The following is a 21,897-nucleotide window of genomic DNA, read 5'->3' as shown; positions in this document are numbered from 1 at the left end:
GTCGATAGGCGTCCTTCGACAGGCTCAGGACTAACGGTTTTAGTAACATGTCTGTTTGGAGAATCATCATGGGCGAACCCGTCACCGTCAATATTCCGCACAAACTGGGACTGGAAGAAGCCAAAAACCGGATCGGCAGCGGCATCCACACGCTGGGCGACATCATCCCCGGCGCCAATCTGACCGACCATCACTGGGAAGGCGATCATCTCCACTTCACCCTGGAAGCCATCGGACAGCGCATCAAAAGCGACATGCATGTCCGCGAGGACGAGGTCTATGCCGTGCTCGACCTGCCGCCGATGCTGGCGATGTTCGCCAACAAGATCAAGGCGAAGCTGATGAAGGAAGCTCCGAAGATGCTGGAGTGACGAGAGCTGTGGAGTAATGCTCGCATCCGGCGCAGCACTCTAATGTAATCGACGGCGACAACGGTCAGAATAGAGACGGTTCGGCTAGCCAGCATGGCCAAACCGGACCGCCCCTGTAATTCTAGGCCGCATCCTTGATTTCGCGCAGCGTGACATCGAAAGCGAGATCTTCCCCGGCGAGCGGGTGATTGCCGTCGGCTTTCACGCTGTCTTCGTTCACAGCAACGATATAAAGGGTGACAGCAGAGCCGTCTTCCTGTTGCGCCTGAAGCGCCATGCCCGGCTGTGGGTCGGCTTCTGGCGGCAGGTTCTGCCGAGGAATGTCGAGGACCATTTCTTCGCGTCGCGGGCCAAAGGCATTATTGCATTCGATCGAGACTGTTTCCTGATCGCCAACTTTCATGTCAGCAATCTTTGCTTCGACCTGGGGAAAAATGGCGCCATCGCCAAGCTTGATCTCCTGGGGGCCTGTTTCTTTGGTATCGCCGACGAGCGTGCCGTCGGACGTGCGCACGGCATAATCGATCACGACAATATTACCTTGTGTTGCATTTTGCATATATATCCTTTCAGGAGGGGGGACGGTATCTTCAAACCGCTTTGGTATCGCGCATCCATCCGACGCGCAGTGGCCGAATTGTCGCAACCAGGAACCCTGCAGTCAAACACAATCTTTTTTTGCGCCTGATCGGTGCATTGCTTTCTGGCTTTGATATGCGATTTTTTTAGAACGAAACGGTTTGTTTTACCTTCGGTCCATGGATGGTCGCGTGATTATCGGACGTTTTCTTCGTGCCATTTGCAGCCCGATGCGTTGGCTGACACGGGAGTTGAGCCTTTTCAAGCTGGAGAAACAGCTCGACAAGACCTTCATCGGCAGGATTGAAACAGGCTTTGACGTTCCCGGATATCATCTCGCACCGGGGCGATTGACGCTTGCGGCGACAACAGGCGTCGCGTTTCATGAGCCATGTTCTCGGCACTACGGCCAGAAGGTCCGCCAAATTGGTGCGCGTGAGGCACATATCAAGCGATGGATTGCGCGGGCGAAGCGCCAAGCGGAACCTAGATTGTGAGTCCGGCTGGGCAATCCGTCAGGACCCCGAACTTATTGCGCCGCGATAGGGCAAGTCAGCTTATGATGCGCCTGATGTGCATTCCGGACGTGTGGCCGGGACATTCAGCTAGGGCCTGTGGAGAATTGAAATGTGGTTTCTATGCTGTTTTTTTCATGTTCGTTGGCCTCTAGCGTCTGTGGTGCTCCGCCGGTTCGCCTGACTTTGAAGGCGATTTCGTGCTGCGAATAGCGTTTTTATCGATCCCCAGATTAAAGTCAATTTATCGTCGGGCTATGCTTCGGGCTTGGAGAGCGGAAAGGCAGCGTACAGCAGGGAACTGACCGACGTCCGAAATCCGGTCGACGCATGGGGTGCGAATGCATATCCGCGAAGGCAAGGTCCACACGATCTTCGACCTGCCGCCGATGCTGGCCGAAAAGATCCAGGTGGAGCCGATCTATCCTGGCAGCAGGAAGCGGGAGAAACGTTGGCTTCCGACTCCGTCAGGTCTCTGGTGCATTGAAAGATTTGCCATTCTGCACCGAATGCGTATGATTTCAGATCGCGCGAGGGACAAGGTAACCCGCAAGTCAGCAAGTGTTGAAGGACCAAATGGTATGAAGGCAATATGGTCTTGTTTTGCTTTCTCTCTCATCATTAGAATGTTGATATTTCCGGCAAGCGCCACAGCGCAGCAGATTGAGGCGATACCCGATCCGGACCAAATCGCAATTCCTGAGATAACAGGTGGGCGGGACGCGAAAATTGTGCGCAATGGTGAGAAATATTTTTACTTTTGGCGCGCATCTACAACCTATGAAGAGGCCTATGCTGATCTCGCAGACTGCTATCGCTTTGTGCCGATAGCTGAAGGTAACGCGGCTCTGTTGCCTATGTTTATCGCTTGGCGCGGTACGCCAGAGGATCGCGACGCCACCGCCCCAGCGGTGAACAATTATGGTCTGACGGGCTTGTTGATCGGCGCATTGCTAGGCGGATCGGGCCTCGAGCGTGCGAAGCAATTGCGTTTGCAAAAATGCCTTGGCCCTCGCGGTTATCAGCGTTTTCCAATGCCCAAAGCGACCTGGAAAATAATGAACGATGGTTTTTCTCTCGAGTCTATTGCTGTTCGAGCCAAAATTGCTTCGGGGCCTCGGCCGGATGCTGAACCTCTGGATGAAATAAAATGGTGACGCGTGCTATATTCGGCTTGCTCATGGTGGCGCTAGGTTTTGGCGGTTCAGCCTCCGCCAAACCGCCTGACGAGCTCGTCGAGATAAAGGCGGATCAGGGATTGGAAATTCGCGCTGATCGCGCTTATTTACTGTTTAGAGTTAAGCAGCTGGATGGAGTGAGGCCGCTCGAGCCACTGTTGATGCGTGTGCCGACCGAGATTGAAATTGAGCGTTATGAGATCGCAAAATCCAGCGCGTTTGCCAAGCAACTGCCAATCTTGAATCGTCAATATGAGCGTGAACTGAAGCGGTATCAGAGCCGCGGGGATAACGCGGCCCCTGCACCTCAAAAACCCTCCATTGACAGCTTTGCTTTCGTCTGGGACGAAATAGCAAATTTGCAAGATGTGGATTACGGCGATGCTTTCCTGAAAACGGACGATGAAGAAATATTTCTGGTAGAGGCCAAGCCGGGCGAATATATCTTATATGGTTTCACCCCTTCCACCGGACTGCCGCGACTGATGTTCTGTTTGTGCCTCGGTACAGTGGGATTTACCGCGAATGCGGGCGAAGTGACCGATCTTGGTTATCTGATCAGCGACTTTTCTTTGCGAGGGTCCACTGCGCCAGAATTGGAGGGCAGGCCAGGCTTCTCTGGCACGGTGCGCACTGCTCGACCCGATAGTTTGATCCCCCAGACTCTGAGCAATACGAAAATCAAAGCTGCTCAATATCGTGCCATTGGCCGATTTTTCACGCCCAACGCGGTGAATATCGACCGCCTGGGGCCGGTTCCGGATGTGCTTGGCTTTGCCAAGGGGAAGGTCATCAATCCCGTTACAGGTGAAGAGGTGCCCGATAATTTCTAGGTGAAATCATGCGCGCCGAGAGGGCAGACGTTGATGTTCGGGGGCTGCGCGCACCAGGCCCATTTGGCGGTAACAAAAGATTCCTTCATCTCACTGGCCAAAGCCGACATCCTGCGCCCGCTTCACCGCCTCTTTTGCGGCGGCCAGCAAAGCGCCCGCCTTGGCCCGGCATTCGGCCAGTTCATAAGCGGGATCGCTATCCGCCACGATCCCGGCCCCCGCCTGCACATGCAGCGTGCCGTCCTTCACAATCCCGGTGCGCAACACGATACAGCTGTCCATGCTGCCATCGGGCGAGAAATAGCCGACACCGCCGGCATAGGCACCGCGGGTTTCGGGTTCGAGTTCGGCGATGATCTGGCACGCGCGGACCTTGGGCGCGCCGCTGACCGTGCCGGCGGGGAAGCCGGCGAACAGGGCGTCGAGCGCGTCCTTGTCCGGGGCCAGCTCTCCAACCACGTTGGATACGATATGCATGACATGGCTGTAAAATTCGACCGTATAGCTGTCGGTGACCTCGACGCTGTGCGCGCTGGCTACCCGGCCGACATCGTTGCGCCCGAGATCGAGCAGCATCAGATGTTCGGCCCGCTCCTTCGGATCGGCGAGCAGGCTTTCCCTGTTCGCCTTGTCCTCGGTCGCGTTGGCGCCGCGCGGACGGGTGCCGGCGATCGGACGGATGGTCACTTCACCATCGCGCGCGCGGACCAGAATTTCCGGACTGGAGCCGGTGAGGGCAAAGCCGGGCAGGTCGAGGAAGAACAGGAAGGGCGAGGGATTGATCCGGCGCAGGGCGCGATAGAGCTCGATCGGCGGCAGGGCGAAGGGCGTGGTGAACCGCTGCGCCAGCACCACCTGGAAGATATCCCCGGCCTCGATATATTCCTTGGCGCGCAGGACCATCTCGCCATATTTTTCGGCCGGGACTTGCGGTGTGAACGCCGGTTCGTCGGGGGTGAGGCCAGCCTTGGGAGCGGCTGACGAGCGTCCTTCGACAAGATCGGAACGAACGGGGCTGGAGAGGCCCCGCTGCGCTTCATCCAGCCGGTCTTCCGCCAAAGCGATTTTTGCGTCGCGATTCCCCTCGGTCTCCGGCCACACCGGGGCGACCAGAAACAGCTCGTCGGCCAGCCGGTCGAAGATCAGGATCACGGTCGGCCGGACGAACAGCATGTCGGGCAGTTCCAGCTCGGACTGCGGTGCTCGGGGAAGCTTTTCCACCAGCCCGATGGTTTCATAGCCGAAATAGCCAACCAGACAGGCGAGGGCGCGCGGCAATTCTTCCGGCACGTCCATACGGCAGGCCTTGACCAGATTGCGGAGGGCGGAAAGGCTGTCGTTGTCTTCCGGAGCAAAAGCCGTGCGGTCCTGCAGCCAGACCGGGTTGATTGCGGCTGTGTCGCCATCGGCCCGGAACACCAGATCCGGGGCCAGTCCGATCATGCTGTGTCGTCCGCGGGTTTCGCCGCCTTCGACCGATTCGAGCAGATAGTCGCCGCGGCCTTCTTCCATCAGCTTCAGGGCAGCGGACACCGGCGTCTCGGTATCGGCCACCTGTCGCCGCCAGATCAGCGCCGGCTTGCCGCTGTCGAGAGCCGCGCGCGCCGCTTCCGTTCCGAAACTGCCCGCCATGACGGGATCAATTTCCGCCGAGCAGCTGTTGTTTCAGCGCGGTCAGCGTGTCTTCGTTGCGTTCGACACCGACATCGGCCTTCATCGCGTTGATGAATTGCGCGGTATATTCATTGCCAAACACCTGTTTGAACTGGTTCTTTGTCGCGTTCAGCAAATCTTCCCGCTTCGAGGCATCGCCGCGATTGAGCTTGTCGAGTACAACCACGAACCAGCCCTGGTCACGCGGTGCGGCAAGCGATTTTGCCGTGCCTTCGGCCATGCTGAACATCAGGCTGAGCGGTGGAGGAACTTGTCCCTCCTGGCTTTGCCGGGCGAGTTCGGCCCGTGTGGCGCTGACTTTCTGGACATTGGGCAAATTCACTCCGGCATCGGCCACCGCTTTGGACAGGGAGGTGCCGTTGCTGACCGCCTTGGCGATCTTGTCTGCGACCGCTTTGGCCTTTTTTGACCCCTGGTCCAGCATATAGTCCCGCGTCACCAGTTGCTCGATCTGGGCCAGTGGTGGCGGAGCGGATTCCGTGATCTCGGAAACATCGATGGCGGCATATTTCTCGCCGGGAACGATCTCGACGATCTGCGGATCGCTGTCCTCATCCACGGCGAAGGCAACCGGCAATATCTGCTGCATCTCGGGGATGGGTTTGTAATTCTGGTCGTTGGGGTTCTGGCCATTGGCGAGAAGCGCCGGCGTGGACTCGATCTTGAGCTCTTCGGCCTCGGCGATATCGCCAAGCGTCGCGCCGTCGGCAAATTCATCTTCCAGACGAACGGTCAATTCCGCGATCGCTTCCTCGATTTTCTCGCGGGTCAGTTCGGCAACGATCTCGGTGCGGACCTGGTCCAGCGAGCGGGCAGGTATCTTCTTGATGTCCCGGACCTTGACGATGTGCCAGCCCAGCGCGCTTTGCGCCGGCCCGGCGATTGCACCGGACGAAACGGTAAAGGCGGCATTGGCCACAGCTTGCGATGCGCTATTGGCAAAATCGGCCTTGTTGACCGGTCCTACCGCCGAGGCAGAAAGACCAACCGACTGGGCAGCCTGCTCGATCGATGTGCCAGCCTTGATCTTGTCGGCGAGCGCCTTGGCGGCGGCTTCAGTAGGCAGGATGACCTGGTTGAAATTGCGGGTCTCGCTGGCCGAATAGCGGGCATTGTTCAGCTTGTAATAACCGGCGATTTCCTTTTCACTCGGCTTGATCTTGTCATTGAAACGCGATTTTTCGAACAGTGCATAGCGGATCGTCCGCCTTTCGGGGATCGTGTAGCGGGACGCGTTCTTGGCATAAAAGGCTTCGACGGCGGCCTTGGCCGGCTTGCTGTTGTCGATGAACGCGACAGACGGGACGGTTGCAATCTGCCCTTCACGCGATTCCAGCAGCAAAGACGCATAAGGGATGACAAGCTTCTGCGGCACGGCGGCCCCGAAGCCCGCGGTCGTCAGCAATTGCTCGGCCATCAGGTTGCGGGTGAAATCGTCCCGCAACTGGGTCTCGTTGATGCCCTGCTGTTGCAGGGCGCGACGGAAATTCTCCTCGCTGAACTGGCCATCAGCACCCTGAAAGGTCGGAATGCCGGCAATCTCCCCGTCGACCAGGCGCTTGCCGGCGGCCATTCCATATTTGGTGCCGAACTCGGCAATGGCGAAGCTGTTGATCAGCCGTTCGAGAACATCTTCGAAGCCGCCGCCGTTGATGAAGGTCTTGAGATCCAGCCCGGTATTCTGGCGCTGTTCGCCGCGAAAGGCATTGTTGACGGACTGACCGAGTTCCGCGCTGGTCAACTTGCTGTCGCCAATCTTGGCAGCCGTTCCCGATCCGGTTACGCCGCCGAAGGTGCCGCTGCTCGACACATCGGCGGTCGCAAAGGCAATGGCGATCAAACCAACGAAACAGAAGGTCAGAAAAAGTCCGAGTTTCGAAGAAAAAATACGGCGGAAAAAACTGATCATGAAAGAGATGTTCCATTGCGGGAGTGCGACTGGCGCTTGCTTTAGGCGGCTTGGCTTCGTGGTTCAAGCAAAAGACTGCGGAAGGAAATTGGCAAGCGAAAGGATATTTGATAGCGGGCGAACATTGGAAAAAAGAAAAAGGCTAAGGGCAACATGGCAAACCGCAAATATATTGTAGGCAACTGGAAAATGAACGGACAGCGCGCGCAGTTGTCGGATATCGCCGCGATCGCTGCAATCGCCGCCAATCACGAAAGCGCGGATGTCGGAATTTGCCCTCCTGCCACATTGATAGCCGCAGCGGTGGAGGCCAATCCCGGCCTCCCCATCGGGGCGCAGGATTGTCATTTTGCCGAAAACGGAGCGCATACCGGATGTCTTTCCGCCGCCATGCTGAAAGAAGCGGGGGCAACCTATTCAATCCTTGGGCATAGCGAACGCCGTGCCGACCAGCAGGAGAGTGATGCCGAAGTAAAAGCCAAGGCCGAGGCAGTCCATGCTGCCGGCATGGGGGCGATTATCTGTGTCGGTGAGACCGAAGAGGAGCGTGATGCCGGACAGGCCGTTGAAATCGTCACCGTACAACTCGCTCGCTCTTTCCCCGCCGGTGCCGCCGCCGACTGGCTGACCATCGCTTATGAACCGGTCTGGGCCATCGGTACCGGCCGGGTACCCGAGGCCAGCGATGTCGAAGAAATGCACGCCGCGATCCGGGCAAAACTCGGCGAATTGATGGGGCAGGGCAGCGAGGATGTGCGCATCCTCTATGGTGGCTCGATGAACGGCAGCAATGCCGCCGAGCTGCTCGCGGTTCCCAATGTCGATGGCGGACTGGTTGGCGGTGCAAGCCTGACGGCAGCCAAATTCGGACCGATTATCGAGGCTGCTGCGGATGCCTGATTGGACTTGATCGAAGCCCATATCTCCCGGCCTGGAGTATAGCGGATGATCATATTGTCGGTAATATAATTTCCGACATTTGGTATATTCTATCCAACGCCACGTGTTTCCAGCCTTCCTTGGCCCGAACTTTGACGAACTTTGGCTGTTGGAAGCACGACGATCATCGCTTGAACTCCGGCGGGTCAATCGCTATGTGCGCTGCACGTCGGAGCCATGCTCGCCATATTAGTTCGGAAAACTCATGTTTCTATTTCTCACCGTCCTTCAAGCCATTGTCGCCGCCATGCTGGTGGGTGTCATATTGATGCAGAAATCTGAAGGCGGCGGACTGGGTGTGGGCGGCTCGCCTTCCGGCATGATGTCGGCGCGCGGCGCCGCCGACTTGCTGACGCGGACGACGTCGGTTCTTGCGGTCTTGTTTGTCGCATTGTCGATCACTCTGGCGGTTCTGGCTGCTGCAGAAGGCAAGGTTGAGACGATCGACCAGAGTCTGCAACGCGATACGGCACCGATTTCCGCACCGGCTGACGATGTGCCTCTGGTCGGTGACGATCCACTGGCAGCGGCCGCTGCTGCAGCGGCAGAAGAAGAACCGGCTGCCAGCACCGACGGCTCTGTCCCGCTGGACCAGTAAGACTTCTGACAATTTGGTCTCTGGCGCGATTGCAAGGAAATCGCGACCTCCTCCCGTGCGCTCTAAATCGGTGACTCTCGCAGAGTGGATAAAGGTCGCTGCCAAATAATATTTATTTCGCTTTTCCGGATTCGCGGGATTGCCAATTGTGCCATTTACGCCTTAAGCCTCTCCTCCCATGGCGCGATATATTTTCATAACCGGCGGTGTGGTTTCCTCTCTTGGCAAAGGTCTGATGGCGGCGAGCCTCGGCGCTCTGTTGCAGGCTCGCGGATATTCCGTGCGAATCCGGAAACTCGACCCCTATCTCAACGTTGATCCGGGCACGATGTCGCCCTATCAGCACGGCGAAGTCTATGTCACCGATGACGGGGCGGAGACCGATCTCGATCTTGGCCATTATGAACGCTTTACCGGCGTTCCCTCGTTGCAGTCCGACAATGTCACGTCGGGGCGAATCTATCAGTCGATCATTACCAAGGAACGGCGTGGCGATTATCTGGGCGCCACGGTCCAGGTCATTCCGCATGTCACCGATGCGATCCAGGCCTTTGCCGAGGACAAGCTCGACGGGATCGACTTTGTCCTTTGCGAAATTGGCGGGACGGTCGGCGATATCGAAAGCCTGCCTTTCATCGAGGCGATTCGGCAATTGCGCAACAAGGTCGGACGGGACAATGCGATTTCCGTGCATGTAACGCTGGTGCCTTATATTGCCGCTGCCGGTGAGTTGAAGACCAAGCCGACACAGCATAGCGTCAGGGAACTGACTTCGCTGGGTATCCAGCCGGACATATTGCTGTGCCGTTGCGAACATCCGCTGCCCGACACCGAACGGGCGAAAATCGCGCAATTCTGCAATGTTCGCAAGGAATCGGTGATTCCGGCACTGGATGCGAGCAATATCTATAATGTGCCTCTGCAATATCATCAGGAAGGCCTGGACAGAGAGGTGCTGCGCGCCTTCTCCATCGATGACGCACCGGAGCCGGACCTGTCGCGCTGGTATGATGTCATGGAACGGATCGAGCATCCGGAAGGCGAAGTCATTGTCGGTGTGGTGGGCAAATATGTTGGCCTGCAGGACGCCTATAAATCGCTTCAGGAGGCGCTGTTTCACGGCGGTCTGGCCAATCGGGTCAAAGTACAGGTCCGCTGGCTCGATGCCGAACTGTTTGAAGATGAAGAAGATCTTGCGACCAAGCTGGAGCCCCTTCACGCGATTCTGGTTCCCGGTGGCTTTGGTGAACGCGGTAGCGAAGGAAAGATCGGCTCGGTCAAGTTCGCCCGGGAGAATGATATTCCGTTTTTCGGTATCTGTCTGGGCATGCAAATGGCCTGCGTCGAGGCGGCCCGCAATCTGGCCGGCATAGAAAGTGCATCGACGACCGAATTTGGCGAAACCGATGAGCCGGTTGTCGGCCTGATCACCGAGTGGATGACCGAGGAAGGCCTGCAAAAACGCGAAGCGGGGGGAGACCTGGGCGGTACGATGCGCCTGGGCGCCTATGACGCGGTGCTGCGACAGGGATCGAAAATCAGCGAAATTTATGGCAGCCGCGAAATCAGCGAACGGCATCGGCATCGCTATGAGGTGAACAAGGGCTATGTCGATCGGCTTGAGCAAACCGGCCTGATCTTCTCGGGCATGTCACCCGATGGCGAGCTTCCGGAGACCGTTGAACGGCCCGATCACAGCTGGTTTGTCGGCGTCCAGTTCCATCCGGAGCTGAAGAGCAAGCCCTTTGATCCGCATCCTTTATTTGCCTCTTTCATAGCCGCCGCATTGCAGCAAAGCAGGCTGGTCTAGAATCCGCGAGCAAATTTTCTGGACAGTTTCGACACATGTCGAATCTGTCCAATAAATTTTACAGGATGTGACTATTGTCACAATTACACGGCAAAAGAGAGTTAGTGAAACTTCAGGGCAAGGCCGGGGGACGGGTGCAGTGAAAGTCGAAGAGTTGGCAAATATTCTGGCTGAGCACAGCCTGTTTGCCGACTGCGACGACGCCGAGCTGGCAGACTTGATATTGCGTGGAAATTTCATGCAGTATAAAAAAGGGGACGAATTGATCATGCAGGGGGATCCTGGAAACTCGCTTCTGATATTATTGTCAGGCAATGCGCGTACCAGCATGATCGCCAGCAATGGTTATGAAGTTGTTCTCGACTATGCGGAAGCCGGGCAGGTTCTGGGTGAAATCGCCTTGCTGGATGGCGGCGAGCGAACCGCCAGCGTGACTGCGATCGAACCGACTTCGGCGCTTTCGATCACACGGGAAGCTTTCGAAGACATTCTCGCCAAGCACAAGAATATGGCGCTGCGGCTTTTGAAGGTCATGGCGAAGCGGATCCGGATGGCCAACAGCATGATCGAAGGCGATCGTGCCTATACTTCCGGGCCGCGACTGGCACGCTATCTGCTGAGATTATCAGTGGTCGGCGCAGACGAGGGGCGACTGAAGCTGGACCTGAGCCAGAGCGAGCTCGGCAATTTTGCCGGCATGTCGCGCGAACATATTAATCGGCAACTATCCACCTGGTCAGAGAACGGGATTGTGGCAGTGGAGAGCGGAAAGGTCCGGATTCTGGACCATGCGATGCTTTCCCATATCGCCGAAGCAGATTCTTGACGAAAATTGGCCTTTTGCGACCCGGGTTAATTATCGTCAAGAGTGACACCAAGCGGGTGTCAGGGGCAGTCGGATCCTCATCCGGCTGCCCCATTTCATTTCAGCCTCATTAAAAAAGGCAGCCAGATCGCGCTGGCTGCCTCCGGTTTTCGGTTAAAGGATCCGCTTGCTTAAGCGGCCTTGTCTTCTTTCTTGTCCCGCTTGTCCGCAATTTTGGTGACATTGTCGCCCTTGTTGATGGCGATCGTCTGCGGCCGCATGGCTTCGGGAATTTCCCGGACCAGGTCGATCTCAAGCAGGCCGTCGGCCAATCCTGCGTTCTCGACGCGAACGAAATCGGCGAGTTCAAAGCGCCGTTCAAAGTTGCGGTTGGCGATGCCCATGTGCAGAAACTGCTTGCTTTCCTGATCGTCGGTTTTCTTATTGCCGGCGACAAGCAGCAAATTCTGCTGGGCGGTAATTTCAATTTCATCTTCCTTGAAACCGGCGACGGCCAGTGTGATCCGATAATGATCTTCACCGCTGCGTTCGATGTTGAACGGCGGGTAATTCTCGGATTGCTGCGCGCGGGCGTTATTTTCAAGAAGGTCGAACAGCCGGTCAAAACCTACGGTTGAACGGCGATAGGGGGTAAAGTCAAAACGATTCATATCTATATCCTCTGCAATTGAGCAATGTAAATTTGGACCCGCACATGCGGCATCCGGTTCGTTCATGTGAAACCCGAAAGGCGTTCCACATGAATAAAGATATGATCATCTTTCCCAATTTCAAGAGGAGAAAAAGGTCGTATTACCAATGGCTTGGAAAAATATTGGTGCAAAAAAAACGCCCGGATGCCGATAAGCACCCGGGCGAAAATGGTGACGAACTAATTCGTCCCCTGTTTTCCCTTCCTATTCGACGCCGCTTGTCCCCCAACATTTGGCGGAACCGGAAAGGATCCCTGAACCATGACCCGTTAATCGAGATGTTTGATTCTGTAACCATATCTGATCGACTGACTTAATTTTGTCATGCCAAATTTGATGCTTTTGAAAGATTGATCAATCTTTGTGTCATATCGGCAACAGCATAATTACCACCATGCCACTTGCTTGCCCCGGCCAGCAACCGTAAAGGCAGGGAAATCTGATCCAAGGAAGTCGCCCCAACTCATGCTCCTATCCCGTTATGAATGGGTCATCGCAAAACGCTATCTGTTACCCGGCAAGGGGGAGGGTTTCATATTCCTCGTTGCCAGTATCAGCCTGGTAGCGGTCATGCTGGGCGTTGCCGCGCTGATCGTGGTGATGAGCGTGATGAACGGATTCCGTGCAGAGCTGTTCGACAAGATTGTCGGTCTCAACGGCCATGCCGTAATCCAGGGCTATGGCGGCCGGTTGCCGGGTTGGCGCGACCTGCTCGAGGAAACCCGTGATACCGAGGGGGTCGTCTCGGCTTCGCCGTTGATCGAACAACCCTTGCTGACCACGTTCAACGGACGGGTCGAAGCGGTGCTGGTGCGGGGGATGCAGGTCCCGGACATTTTGAATAACGAAACGCTCGATGGAAAAACCATTTCCGGTGATCTTGCGCGCCTCGAGTCCGGATCGGGGCGTGTCGGCATTGGCAGCCGGCTGGCAACAACGCTCGGTGCGCAGGTAGGCAGCCGGATCACCATTATCAATCCGCAAGGGCGTTCGACGCCTTTTGGAACGGTGCCGCGCGAAATCGCCTATGACGTCGCCGCGATATTCGAAGTCGGTGTCTATGACTATGACAAGGCGTTCGTAATCATGCCGATGGAGGACGCACAGACCTTGCTGTTGCTCGGTGACCAGATCGGCATGATCGAGATCAAGACCGATGATGCCGACAATGTCGGCAAGATAATCGCGCCTCTCGTTCCCAAGGTGGCTGACCGCGGGGTGATCACCGACTGGCAGACGATGAATGCCTCGCTTTTCGAAACTTTGCAGGTCGAGCGGGTGGTGATGTTCGTCATCCTGTCGATCATCATATTGGTGGCGGTTTTCAACATATTATCGTCGTTGATCATGCTGGTACGCGCCAAGACCAGAGATATTGCGATCTTGCGCACCATGGGCGCATCACGGGCTTCGCTGGTGCGGATATTCGTCACGGTGGGCACTTCGATCGGTACGCTGGGCATAGCCGCCGGCATCATGCTCGGCCTGATCGCGATCCATTTCCGACAGAATGTAATCAATTTTGTCCAGGCTATCACCGGGCAGAATCTGTGGGATCCGTCGATCCGCTTCCTGACCGAATTGCCGGCGCGGACGGACCCGATGGAAGTGGTCGGTATCGCCGGGCTGGCGCTCTTGTTCAGTTTCCTGGCCACGCTTTATCCCGCTTATAAGGCGGCCAGTACCGACCCCGTGCAGGTACTTCGCTATGAGTGACATGAAACACCAGAAAACCGTAGAGTTGCGCGACGTAAGGCGCAGCTTCGTCCAGGGGGATGTCAGGATCGAGGTGCTGCGCGGCGTCAATCTCGATATCCACGCGAATGAAATTGTCGCGCTCCTAGGCCCGTCCGGTTCCGGCAAGTCGACATTGTTGCAGGCGGTGGGACTGCTCGAGGGCGGATTCGAAGGCTCGATCAAGCTCAACGGCGAGGAAACCGCCCAGTTGCCATCCAGTTGCCATACCCGGATCCGGCGTGATCTGTTGGGATTTGTCTATCAGTTTCACCATCTCCTGCCCGATTTCAATGCGTTGGAAAATGTGGTCATGCCGCAGCTGATCGCCGGGGCGACTCAGCAAGAGGCCGAGGCAAGGGCGGAAAGCTTGTTGAGCAGTCTGGGGCTGGGCGCGCGGCTGGATCACAAGCCGAGCAAATTGTCCGGCGGGGAACAGCAACGGGTCGCGGTTGCACGCGCTCTGGCCACATCGCCGAAACTGGTGCTTGCCGATGAGCCGACCGGCAATCTCGACGAAGCAACCGCCGATCTGGTGCTTTCCGAATTTATCGGCCTGGTTCGCCAGGAAGGCAGTGCCGCGCTGATAGCGACGCATAATGAACGGCTGGCTGCCAAGATGGACCGGGTTGTGCGGCTGCATGAGGGTGTTTTAGCATAGGCTTTTCAGTTCGAATCGAGAATGGCTTTGACTTTTCTCGTGCGAGTATCAATCTGTGGGACAAGGAAAACCTAGAAACAAACATTGCGGGGCGCATATGAAGGTTACGGAATTTCAGGTGAAGCAGGCCGATGGTTCGATGGAGGATCTGTCCGCGCACAAGGGCAAGGTGCTTCTGATTGTCAACACCGCCTCAAAATGCGGATTCACGCCGCAATATGAGGGGCTCGAAAAGCTGCATCAGGAATATCATGACAAGGGCCTCGAAATCCTGGCCTTTCCCTGTAATCAATTCGGCAATCAGGAGCCCGGCGATGCCGACGAAATCAGGAAATTCTGTTCGCTGAATTATGATGTGAGCTTTCCGCTGATGGCGAAAGTCGAAGTGAACGGCAACGATGCCGACCCATTGTGGAAATATCTCAAGACTGAAAAATCGGGTCTGCTCGGTTCCCGGATCAAATGGAATTTCACCAAATTTCTGGTCGACCGCGAAGGCAATGTCGTTGCGCGCCACGGCCCTGCGGTAAAGCCCGAGCAACTGAAAAGCGAGATTGAAGCACTGCTATAGCCATGCCGTGCCGCAGCTGACTCCCATCCGGTTCAGCCTGTTGCGTGATCGCCGGGTAAATATGCTGTGGACAAATGGTCGATAGTTTCGACCGGTCTGATCGTTTGCATAGGCAAGGCCCGTTTGTCGCGCTAGTCTGACGATCATGGCCCAGACTCCTTTCGTCCATCTCCGCACCTTTTCTGCCTATACGATCCTGGACGGAGCGATGGAGCCGGCCGCGATTGGTGCTGCCGCCAAAGAGCGCGGTTTTCCTGCTGTTGCGCTGTGTGACCGGATTGGACTTTTCGCTTCCATGGCGTTTGATGACGGTTGCCGCGGCCAGGGCGTGCAGCCGATCACCGGCTGCTTTCTCAGGGTTGCGCGTCCCGATGCCGATCCGACAAAACCGGCGTTGGACTGGATCGCGCTCTACGCGCAGGACGCCGAAGGCTATGAAAATCTCTGCAAGCTGGTTTCGGCCTCCCATCTCGACCGGCCTGGCGAACTTGATGCCCATGTTCCCATGGAAATGCTGCGCGATCATAATGCCGGTCTGCTGGCTCTGACCGGGGGCGGAGAAGGCGCTCTGGCGCGTCTGATTGCAGAGGAGCAGCAATCGGAAGCCGAAGCCTATCTGTCCCTGTTGCAGCAATATTTTCCGGGGCGGCTGTATATCGAATTGTCGCGTCGGGAAGATCCGGTCGAAATGGCGGCGGAATCCGGTCTCATTGCACTGGCCATGGATCGCGACATTCCGCTGGTAGCGACAAATCCGAGTTGCTTTTCGGAGCCGGATTTTCACGAGGCCCATGATGCGATGAAATGTATCGCACAGTCTGCCTATGTCGAAAATGACGAACGTGAAAAGCCTTCCAAGCATCTGTGGATGAAAAGCGCCTTGGTGATGGAAGACCTGTTCTCCGACATACCAGAAGCGCTGCAAAATACATTGGTTATCGCGCAACGATGCGCGTTCTCGCCGCCAAAACGAGACCCGATCCTGCCCAGTCTGGCGGGTGATCTGGCGGGAGAAATCGAGCAATTGCGTCAGGATGCGACCGCCGGACTTGAAAGACGGCTGGAATTTGTCGGTCTGACGGACGAAGCGGAGCGGAAGGTCTATTTTGACCGTCTTGCTTTCGAGCTTGATGTGATCGTCAGCATGGGCTTTCCCGGCTATTTCCTGATTGTTGCCGACTTTATCAAATGGGCGAAGGATCATGATATTCCGGTGGGGCCGGGACGTGGTTCCGGTGCGGGTTCGGTTGTGGCATGGGCATTGACCATTACCGATCTAGACCCGATCAAGCTGGGGCTTCTGTTCGAACGGTTCCTGAACCCGGAACGTGTGTCGATGCCGGATTTCGATATCGATTTCTGCGAAACCCGACGCGGCGAAGTCATTCGCTATGTGCAGGAAAAATACGGCGACCGGCAGGTCGCCCAGATCATCACCTTCGGAAAACTGAAAGCGCGCGCTGTGTTGCGCGATGTCGGCCGGGTCCTTCAGATGCCTTACGGGCAGGTGGACCGACTGACCAAATTGGTGCCCAACCACCCGACCGATCCGTGGGATCTGAAGCGGTCCCTCAACGGCATCACGGAACTGGCGCAGGAATATAAGCAGTCGGACGTCAAGCGGCTGTTCGATCTGGCGATGAAGCTGGAGGGGCTGCCGCGGCACAGTTCCACTCACGCTGCCGGCGTGGTGATCGGGGATCGTCCGCTTGACCAGCTTGTGCCGCTGTACCGTGATCCCCGTTCCGATCTGCCGGTAACCCAGTTCGACATGAAATTTGTCGAAAAAGCCGGTCTGGTGAAATTCGACTTTCTGGGGCTGAAAACGCTGTCGGTGCTGAAGAAGGCGGTCGAACTGCTTACCGAACGCGGCATAACGGTTGAGCTGGAAAACCTGAGCTGGGAAGACGAGAAAGTTTTCGAGCTGCTCCAGCGCGGCGATACCGTCGGTGTGTTCCAGCTGGAATCGGAAGGCATGCGGCGTACGCTCGCGGCCGTGAAACCCACCAATTTTGGTGATATTATCGCGCTGGTTTCGCTCTACCGGCCGGGCCCGATGGACAATATTCCGCTGTTCGGGGACCGCAAGAACGGGCGCGTCGATATCGCCTATCCGCATCCATTGCTGGAGGATATCCTCAAGGAGACTTACGGGATTTTTGTCTATCAGGAACAGGTGATGCAGGCCGCGCAGATCATCGCCGGCTATTCGCTCGGCGAAGCAGATTTGCTGCGCCGCGCCATGGGTAAGAAAATCCAGGCGGAAATGGACGTGCAGCGTAACAGATTTGTGACGGGTGCCGCAGAAAAGGGCTTGAACAGCGAACAGGCCAACGAGCTTTTCGACTTGATCGACAAATTTGCCGGCTATGGCTTCAACAAGAGCCACGCAGCGGCCTACGCCCTGCTGGCCTATCAGACGGCCTGGCTGAAGGCGCATCACCCGCATGAATTTTATGCCGCTTCGATGTGTTTCGACATGCATCAGTCCGAGAAGCTCAGCATCTTTGTCGACGACATGAAACGGTTGGGAGTGACCGTGCTGCAGCCGGCGATCAATAAGAGCCGGCCCAATTTTTCGGTCGAGGAGCAACCGGAAGCGCTGCTTGCGGTACGCTATGCGCTGGCAGGTCTGAAGAATGTCGGCGAAAAGGCGATGCACGCTGTGGTTACCGAACGCGCCAAGGCTGGCCCGTTCTCGTCGATCGAGGATTTTGCCAACCGGATTGATCCGCACGGCCTCAACAAGCGTCAGCTCGAAAGTCTGGCTTCGGCTGGCGCCTTTGATGATCTGGAGCCCAATCGCGCGGCGGTCCATGACGGCGCGGACATGATTCTGTCGGTCGCAAACAGTGCCGCTGATGCACGTGAAAGCGGGCAGGGGGGGCTTTTCGGAGAAGGCAGTGCCGGTGGCGACATGCAGGCGATCCGGTTGCCGGAGGGCAGCAACTGGTCGCTCAACGAGATCATGGCCCGCGAGCGCGATGCTTTCGGTTTCTATTTTTCCTCGCACCCCGTCACGCAGTTCCAGGCGGTTTCCTCTTCGCTTGGCGCCATGACCTATGCGGCATTGTGCAGTGGTGAACCGATCGGCGAAGGCATCCGCAAGCCGGCGGTGATGTCGGCGCTTATCGAGAAAGTGCGCTGGCGGGACAGTCGCCGGGGCAAGAGATTCGCGCTTGCCGATCTGTCGGACAGCAGTGGCCAGTTTTCCGCCAGTTGTTTTGACGAAGACCAGTGCAAGATTCTGGAAGAACTTTCGCAGGAGGGGCGTTGTGCCCTGCTCAAGGTCGAACTGGACCAGCAGTCGGAAGACGAGAATCCGCGCGTCGCGATCCGGACGGTGCAGCCGTTGGACGGTCTGGAGAAGACCACCCGCACCCGCATGGAGCTGGAAATCCTCGATATTGCCGGCCTGCACGAACTGACCAATCTGGTGGCGCCGTTGCTGGGCGGCCAAAGCGAAATAGTGGCAATCATGGCCGGTCCGCACGATGATTTTGTCAAAGTATGCCTCGGGCGCTCCTTTCGTCTGGATGCGGAAACGGTGGAGATGCTGGAGCGGGTTCAGGGTTTGGCTAACGTCCGCTTGGGACCGGCCCGGCCGATGCGGGTGGCGAAACCCAAATTAAGGCTTGTCAGCTAGCCTGAAACATACCAGAAACCGGCCAAATATAACTATTCTGGAGAGAAGATATGGCCGGTGCGATGCAAGCGAGCGCGCTCAAGATTACCAATTTGATCGATCACGCCGCCAGAGAGCATGGCGAACGCGAGATTGTGAGCTACTGGGCCGATGGCAGTATCAGTCGCAGCAACTGGGCGGAGATTGGACGGGAATCCCGTAAATTCTCTCAAGCATTGCAGCGCCTTGGCATGAACAAGGGCGACCGGATCGCAACCATCGCAATGAACCATGCGCATCATCTTATCAGCTGGTACGGGTCGGCCGGTATCGGCGGCATTCTCCATACGGTCAATCCGCGCCTGTTCGAGGAACAACTGGTCTATATCATCAACCATGCCGAAGACCGGGTGCTGCTGTTCGACAAGATGTTCGCTCCCATTGTCGAAATGCTCAAGCCGCAGCTCAAGACGGTTGAACATTATATCCAGTTTGACGGCGAGAAAGGCGACTATCCGACGTTCAGAGAGCTTGTCGATGCGGAAGACGGCGATTTCGATTGGGTCGACGTCGATGAAAATGATCCCTGCGGGCTTTGCTATACCAGCGGCACTACCGGCAATCCGAAAGGCGTTCTCTATGAGCATCGCTCGAATGTCATCCACGCGATTACCGAGGTGCAGCCCGATGTTATGGATCTGGCTACCCGCTCGGTGATGCTACCGGTCGTGCCGATGTTCCACGCCAATGCCTGGGGATTGCCCTTTGCTTGCGCGGCGGTCGGCGCGAAAATGGTCTTTTCGGCCAGCAACGAAGCGCATGTCCTGTGGAAATTGATCCGCGAAGAGGGCGTGACCCATAGCGCGGGCGTGCCAACAGTCTGGCTCTCGATGTTTGCCGATATGGATGAAAATGGCGGGGATTATGGCAAATTGGGGGTCGTCGTGATCGGCGGTTCGGCCTGCCCGCGTTCGATGATCGAACGGCTGATGAAAAACGGCATCCGGGTCGCCCATGCCTGGGGCATGACCGAGACATCTCCGATCGGGACCGCCGGTTCGCTACCCGCCAATTGGGACGCGCTGAGTTTTGACCAGCAGGTCGACGTTATCTGCAAACAGGGCAGGCCGCCATTCGGCGTGGAACTGCGGGTGATCGACGAGGACGGTAATGTCGCTCCGCGCGATGGCAAGACCAGCGGCACGCTTGAAATTCGCGGACCGTGGATCATCAAGCGCTATTATCGCGCGGACGAGGATGCGGTCGAGGATGACGGCTGGTTTGACACCGGCGATGTCGCGGTGCTGCACCCCGATGGTACGATGCAGATTACCGACCGGGCCAAGGATGTGATCAAGTCGGGCGGCGAATGGATCAGCTCGATCGAACTGGAAAATGCGGCGGTCGGTTGCCCCGGCGTCGCCGAAGCGGCGGCGGTTGGTGTCTATCACCCGAAATGGGACGAGCGGCCTCTGCTGCTGGTCGTGCGCAAGCCGGGTAGCGATGTCTCGGAAGCCGATGTGATCGAATATCTTGGCGACAAGGTTGCCAAATGGTGGTTGCCCGACGAAGTGAAATTCGTCGACGAGCTGCCGCACACGGCAACCGGGAAAATCCTGAAACGGTCGCTGCGGGAAGAATATAAGGACTATGAACTGAAAAGCCTGGCGGACGCCTAGAATAGTTCCATCTGGCTGCCCTTGACCAGGGGGCGCCGGAACAGGTCGGTCCGGAGCTTGAGCTTGGCCTTGCCGACCCCGGCCTTGCGCGCCGCGATGCCAATCCGGGTGCGGATCAGGTCGGCCCACGGGCCCTGGCCGCGCATGCGGCTGTGGAAGCCGGGATCGTTGCGCTTGCCGCCGCGGATCTGCCGCACGATGCTCATCACCTTGGCCTTGCGGTCCGGATAGTGGTTTTCCAGCCATTGCTCGAATAGCGGCGCGACCTCATGGGGCAGGCGCATGGGAATGAAGGAGATGCTTGTGGCGCCACATTCCGCTGCTGCAGCGACAATCGCTTCAATCTCGTGATCGGTAATCCCCGGAACCACCGGGGCGATGTTGACATGCACATAGATGCCGGCGGTACTGAGCGCCCGCACGGCTGCCAGCCGCCGTGCGGGAGCGGGCGCTCTGGGTTCCAGCAATCGCGCCGTCTGCGGATCGAGCGACGTGATCGAAATCGCAACCGCTGTGAGCTGATGCGCCGCCAGCTGTGCCAGCAAGTCCATATCCTCGACCACACGACTGGATTTGGTGGTGATCACCACCGGGTGGAGCGTTTCCAGCATGACTTCCAGTATCTGCCGCGTGATCCGGTAGCGTTTTTCGATCGGCTGATATGGATCGGTATTGGTGCCGATCGCGAGGCTGTCCGGCTGGTAATTCGGTTTGGCAAATGTCTGGCGGAGCAGGTCGGCGGCATTGGGCTTGGCGAACAGCCGGCTTTCGAAATCAAGGCCGGGAGACAGGTCGTGATAGGCATGGGTCGGCCGTGCATAGCAATAGACACAGCCATGTTCGCAGCCGCGATAGGCATTGATCGAACGGTCGAACGGCAGGTCGGGTGACTGATTGTAAGTGATGATCGATTTGGGAAACTCGGTGGTGACATCGGTCCGCAGTGGGGCAGGGCTGTCGCCGATCCATTCTCTTTCGTCCAGCCAGTCACCGTCGATTTCGCGGTCCTGCAGATTGAATCGCTGTGAAACGCCGTTGCTCGGCGCACCTCTGCCCTTGCGCGCCAAATGGAAATCCGTGTTCTTGTCGACCATAGGGCCTTCCTACTATGAGAACATAGTAAGAACAAATGGATTTAATCTTTATCTTTCAAGCAGTCTGGGAATCAGTTCGACAAAATTGCAGGGCCGGTGACGACTGTCCAGCTGAGTGTCCAATATGCCGTCCCAGCCGTCTTTGACCGCGCCGTTGGAACCGGGCAGGGCGAATATATAGGTCCCGCGCGCAACCACGGCGCAAGCGCGGGACTGTACCGTAGACGTACCAATATTGGCGATACTCAGATATCGGAACAATTCGCCAAAACCCGGGATATCCTTGTCCTTGACCGCATCGAGGGCTTCTGGCGTAATATCGCGCCCGGTCAGGCCAGTGCCGCCGGTGGTAATGATGACATCGACCTCTTCATCGTCAATCCACTGGTGAAGCTGTGCCACAAGCACGGATTTATCGTCTCTCAGCAGGTTCCGATGGAGCAGAATATGGCCTTTTTTCTCGATCCGTTCCGCCAATATGTCGCCTGAAGTGTCTTCTTTCAGCGAGCGCGTATCGGACACGGTCAGCAATGCGATATTGATCGGTTTGAAGGTCCGGCTTTCGTCGATAGGCATGGCTGCTCTCCGCTTTGGTACGACGCCTAGGAT

Annotated in this window: 20 protein-coding genes; 13 read left to right on the top strand and 7 right to left on the bottom strand. The window is 57.0% G+C overall.

The window, feature by feature from the left end:
* The first annotated feature begins 68 nt into the window (after window positions 1–68).
* Entirely contained in the window at window positions 69–371 is a 303-nt protein-coding gene (locus tag SPHFLASMR4Y_RS05375; protein WP_089132639.1) for a polyhydroxyalkanoic acid system family protein, read from the top strand.
* 121 nt (window positions 372–492) lie between these two features.
* On the opposite strand, the gene SPHFLASMR4Y_RS05370 is transcribed toward SPHFLASMR4Y_RS05375, so the two are convergent.
* Window positions 493–930 (bottom strand): peptidylprolyl isomerase, encoded by a 438-nt coding sequence (locus SPHFLASMR4Y_RS05370; RefSeq protein ID WP_089132638.1) that lies wholly within the window; start codon window positions 928–930, stop codon window positions 493–495.
* Between the two features lie 211 nt (window positions 931–1,141).
* Between SPHFLASMR4Y_RS05370 and SPHFLASMR4Y_RS05365 the strand changes: the two genes are divergently transcribed.
* The 3 genes from SPHFLASMR4Y_RS05365 to SPHFLASMR4Y_RS05355 all read left to right on the top strand — a co-directional run bounded on the left by SPHFLASMR4Y_RS05365 (window position 1,142) and on the right by SPHFLASMR4Y_RS05355 (window position 3,476).
* Complete coding sequence (locus SPHFLASMR4Y_RS05365; RefSeq protein ID WP_145955460.1) at window positions 1,142–1,447, top strand: hypothetical protein; 306 nt, start codon at window positions 1,142–1,144, stop codon at window positions 1,445–1,447.
* 359 nt (window positions 1,448–1,806) lie between these two features.
* On the top strand, window positions 1,807–2,622 hold the full coding sequence (locus SPHFLASMR4Y_RS05360) for a hypothetical protein (RefSeq protein WP_089132636.1): 816 nt from the start codon (window positions 1,807–1,809) through the stop codon (window positions 2,620–2,622).
* Window positions 2,616–3,476 carry a hypothetical protein gene (locus SPHFLASMR4Y_RS05355; RefSeq protein ID WP_089132635.1) on the top strand — a complete coding sequence of 287 codons (861 nt, stop codon included), beginning with the start codon at window positions 2,616–2,618 and terminating at the stop codon, window positions 3,474–3,476. The genes SPHFLASMR4Y_RS05360 and SPHFLASMR4Y_RS05355 overlap by 7 nt, the downstream gene beginning before the upstream one ends.
* Before the next feature lie 90 nt (window positions 3,477–3,566).
* Here the strand turns inward: SPHFLASMR4Y_RS05355 and trpE are convergent, their stop codons facing one another.
* Together trpE and SPHFLASMR4Y_RS05345 are read right to left on the bottom strand one after the other, a co-directional pair.
* The gene (trpE, locus tag SPHFLASMR4Y_RS05350) at window positions 3,567–5,108 is read right to left on the bottom strand and encodes an anthranilate synthase component I (RefSeq protein ID WP_089132634.1); all 1,542 of its coding nucleotides are present in this window, start codon (window positions 5,106–5,108) and stop codon (window positions 3,567–3,569) included.
* Window positions 5,109–5,115: 7 nt separating this feature from the next.
* Window positions 5,116–7,059 (bottom strand): peptidylprolyl isomerase, encoded by a 1,944-nt coding sequence (locus SPHFLASMR4Y_RS05345; protein WP_089132633.1) that lies wholly within the window; start codon window positions 7,057–7,059, stop codon window positions 5,116–5,118.
* 153 nt (window positions 7,060–7,212) lie between these two features.
* Here SPHFLASMR4Y_RS05345 and tpiA point away from each other — a divergent pair, with 153 nt between their 5' ends.
* The 4 genes from tpiA to SPHFLASMR4Y_RS05325 all read left to right on the top strand — a co-directional run bounded on the left by tpiA (window position 7,213) and on the right by SPHFLASMR4Y_RS05325 (window position 11,232).
* Entirely contained in the window at window positions 7,213–7,959 is a 747-nt protein-coding gene (gene tpiA / locus SPHFLASMR4Y_RS05340; RefSeq protein WP_089132632.1) for a triose-phosphate isomerase, read from the top strand.
* Between the two features lie 244 nt (window positions 7,960–8,203).
* Window positions 8,204–8,596 carry a preprotein translocase subunit SecG gene (secG, locus tag SPHFLASMR4Y_RS05335; RefSeq protein WP_089132631.1) on the top strand — a complete coding sequence of 131 codons (393 nt, stop codon included), beginning with the start codon at window positions 8,204–8,206 and terminating at the stop codon, window positions 8,594–8,596.
* Between the two features lie 178 nt (window positions 8,597–8,774).
* Window positions 8,775–10,406, top strand: a complete 1,632-nt coding sequence (locus SPHFLASMR4Y_RS05330; protein ID WP_089132630.1) for a CTP synthase — start codon at window positions 8,775–8,777, stop codon at window positions 10,404–10,406.
* A gap of 139 nt (window positions 10,407–10,545) precedes the next feature.
* A complete protein-coding gene (locus SPHFLASMR4Y_RS05325) occupies window positions 10,546–11,232 on the top strand; it encodes a Crp/Fnr family transcriptional regulator (RefSeq protein WP_089132629.1) in 687 nt (228 codons plus the stop codon).
* A 170-nt stretch (window positions 11,233–11,402) separates the two neighbouring features.
* Here SPHFLASMR4Y_RS05325 and SPHFLASMR4Y_RS05320 read toward each other — a convergent pair whose 3' ends face one another.
* Window positions 11,403–11,882: an Hsp20 family protein gene (locus tag SPHFLASMR4Y_RS05320; protein ID WP_089132628.1), complete on the bottom strand. Its 480-nt coding sequence runs from the start codon at window positions 11,880–11,882 to the stop codon at window positions 11,403–11,405.
* Between the two features lie 364 nt (window positions 11,883–12,246).
* Window positions 12,247–12,372 carry a hypothetical protein gene (locus SPHFLASMR4Y_RS17320; RefSeq protein WP_260807081.1) on the bottom strand — a complete coding sequence of 42 codons (126 nt, stop codon included), beginning with the start codon at window positions 12,370–12,372 and terminating at the stop codon, window positions 12,247–12,249.
* Window positions 12,373–12,389: 17 nt separating this feature from the next.
* Between SPHFLASMR4Y_RS17320 and SPHFLASMR4Y_RS05315 the strand changes: the two genes are divergently transcribed.
* The 5 genes from SPHFLASMR4Y_RS05315 (at window position 12,390) to SPHFLASMR4Y_RS05295 (ending at window position 20,194) form a co-directional block, all read left to right on the top strand.
* Complete coding sequence (locus SPHFLASMR4Y_RS05315) at window positions 12,390–13,640, top strand: lipoprotein-releasing ABC transporter permease subunit (RefSeq protein ID WP_089132627.1); 1,251 nt, start codon at window positions 12,390–12,392, stop codon at window positions 13,638–13,640.
* Window positions 13,633–14,319, top strand: a complete 687-nt coding sequence (locus SPHFLASMR4Y_RS05310) for an ABC transporter ATP-binding protein (RefSeq protein WP_089132626.1) — start codon at window positions 13,633–13,635, stop codon at window positions 14,317–14,319. Before SPHFLASMR4Y_RS05315 ends, SPHFLASMR4Y_RS05310 begins: the two co-directional genes overlap by 8 nt.
* A gap of 97 nt (window positions 14,320–14,416) precedes the next feature.
* Window positions 14,417–14,890, top strand: coding sequence for a glutathione peroxidase (locus tag SPHFLASMR4Y_RS05305; protein ID WP_089132625.1), 474 nt, complete (start codon window positions 14,417–14,419; stop codon window positions 14,888–14,890).
* A 145-nt stretch (window positions 14,891–15,035) separates the two neighbouring features.
* Window positions 15,036–18,536, top strand: a complete 3,501-nt coding sequence (gene dnaE / locus SPHFLASMR4Y_RS05300) for a DNA polymerase III subunit alpha (RefSeq protein WP_089132624.1) — start codon at window positions 15,036–15,038, stop codon at window positions 18,534–18,536.
* A gap of 50 nt (window positions 18,537–18,586) precedes the next feature.
* The gene (locus SPHFLASMR4Y_RS05295; protein WP_089132623.1) at window positions 18,587–20,194 is read left to right on the top strand and encodes a long-chain fatty acid--CoA ligase; all 1,608 of its coding nucleotides are present in this window, start codon (window positions 18,587–18,589) and stop codon (window positions 20,192–20,194) included.
* Here SPHFLASMR4Y_RS05295 and SPHFLASMR4Y_RS05290 read toward each other — a convergent pair.
* Together SPHFLASMR4Y_RS05290 and moaB are read right to left on the bottom strand one after the other, a co-directional pair.
* Window positions 20,191–21,288, bottom strand: coding sequence for a PA0069 family radical SAM protein (locus tag SPHFLASMR4Y_RS05290; protein WP_089132622.1), 1,098 nt, complete (start codon window positions 21,286–21,288; stop codon window positions 20,191–20,193). The genes SPHFLASMR4Y_RS05295 and SPHFLASMR4Y_RS05290 overlap by 4 nt on opposite strands.
* A gap of 48 nt (window positions 21,289–21,336) precedes the next feature.
* Window positions 21,337–21,864: a molybdenum cofactor biosynthesis protein B gene (gene moaB / locus SPHFLASMR4Y_RS05285; RefSeq protein ID WP_089132621.1), complete on the bottom strand. Its 528-nt coding sequence runs from the start codon at window positions 21,862–21,864 to the stop codon at window positions 21,337–21,339.
* Window positions 21,865–21,897: the final 33 nt, after the last annotated feature.

Source organism: Sphingorhabdus sp. SMR4y, assembly GCF_002218195.1.
Taxonomy (GTDB): Bacteria; Pseudomonadota; Alphaproteobacteria; order Sphingomonadales; family Sphingomonadaceae; genus Parasphingorhabdus.
This window is presented reverse-complemented; position numbering and strand designations above follow the sequence as displayed.

Excerpts from the sequence above, each read along its gene's own strand:
- SPHFLASMR4Y_RS05375 (WP_089132639.1), top strand. The coding sequence starts at position 69 with ATGGGCGAACCCGTCACCGTCAATATTCCGCACAAACTGGGACTGGAA.
- SPHFLASMR4Y_RS05370 (WP_089132638.1), bottom strand. The coding sequence starts at position 930 with ATGCAAAATGCAACACAAGGTAATATTGTCGTGATCGATTATGCCGTG.
- SPHFLASMR4Y_RS05360 (WP_089132636.1), top strand. The coding sequence starts at position 1,807 with ATGCATATCCGCGAAGGCAAGGTCCACACGATCTTCGACCTGCCGCCG.
- SPHFLASMR4Y_RS05355 (WP_089132635.1), top strand. The coding sequence starts at position 2,616 with ATGGTGACGCGTGCTATATTCGGCTTGCTCATGGTGGCGCTAGGTTTT.
- trpE (WP_089132634.1), bottom strand. The coding sequence starts at position 5,108 with ATGGCGGGCAGTTTCGGAACGGAAGCGGCGCGCGCGGCTCTCGACAGC.
- SPHFLASMR4Y_RS05345 (WP_089132633.1), bottom strand. The coding sequence starts at position 7,059 with ATGATCAGTTTTTTCCGCCGTATTTTTTCTTCGAAACTCGGACTTTTT.
- tpiA (WP_089132632.1), top strand. The coding sequence starts at position 7,213 with ATGGCAAACCGCAAATATATTGTAGGCAACTGGAAAATGAACGGACAG.
- secG (WP_089132631.1), top strand. The coding sequence starts at position 8,204 with ATGTTTCTATTTCTCACCGTCCTTCAAGCCATTGTCGCCGCCATGCTG.
- SPHFLASMR4Y_RS05330 (WP_089132630.1), top strand. The coding sequence starts at position 8,775 with ATGGCGCGATATATTTTCATAACCGGCGGTGTGGTTTCCTCTCTTGGC.
- SPHFLASMR4Y_RS05320 (WP_089132628.1), bottom strand. The coding sequence starts at position 11,882 with ATGAATCGTTTTGACTTTACCCCCTATCGCCGTTCAACCGTAGGTTTT.
- SPHFLASMR4Y_RS05315 (WP_089132627.1), top strand. The coding sequence starts at position 12,390 with ATGCTCCTATCCCGTTATGAATGGGTCATCGCAAAACGCTATCTGTTA.
- SPHFLASMR4Y_RS05310 (WP_089132626.1), top strand. The coding sequence starts at position 13,633 with ATGAGTGACATGAAACACCAGAAAACCGTAGAGTTGCGCGACGTAAGG.
- SPHFLASMR4Y_RS05305 (WP_089132625.1), top strand. The coding sequence starts at position 14,417 with ATGAAGGTTACGGAATTTCAGGTGAAGCAGGCCGATGGTTCGATGGAG.
- dnaE (WP_089132624.1), top strand. The coding sequence starts at position 15,036 with ATGGCCCAGACTCCTTTCGTCCATCTCCGCACCTTTTCTGCCTATACG.
- SPHFLASMR4Y_RS05295 (WP_089132623.1), top strand. The coding sequence starts at position 18,587 with ATGGCCGGTGCGATGCAAGCGAGCGCGCTCAAGATTACCAATTTGATC.
- SPHFLASMR4Y_RS05290 (WP_089132622.1), bottom strand. The coding sequence starts at position 21,288 with ATGGTCGACAAGAACACGGATTTCCATTTGGCGCGCAAGGGCAGAGGT.
- moaB (WP_089132621.1), bottom strand. The coding sequence starts at position 21,864 with ATGCCTATCGACGAAAGCCGGACCTTCAAACCGATCAATATCGCATTG.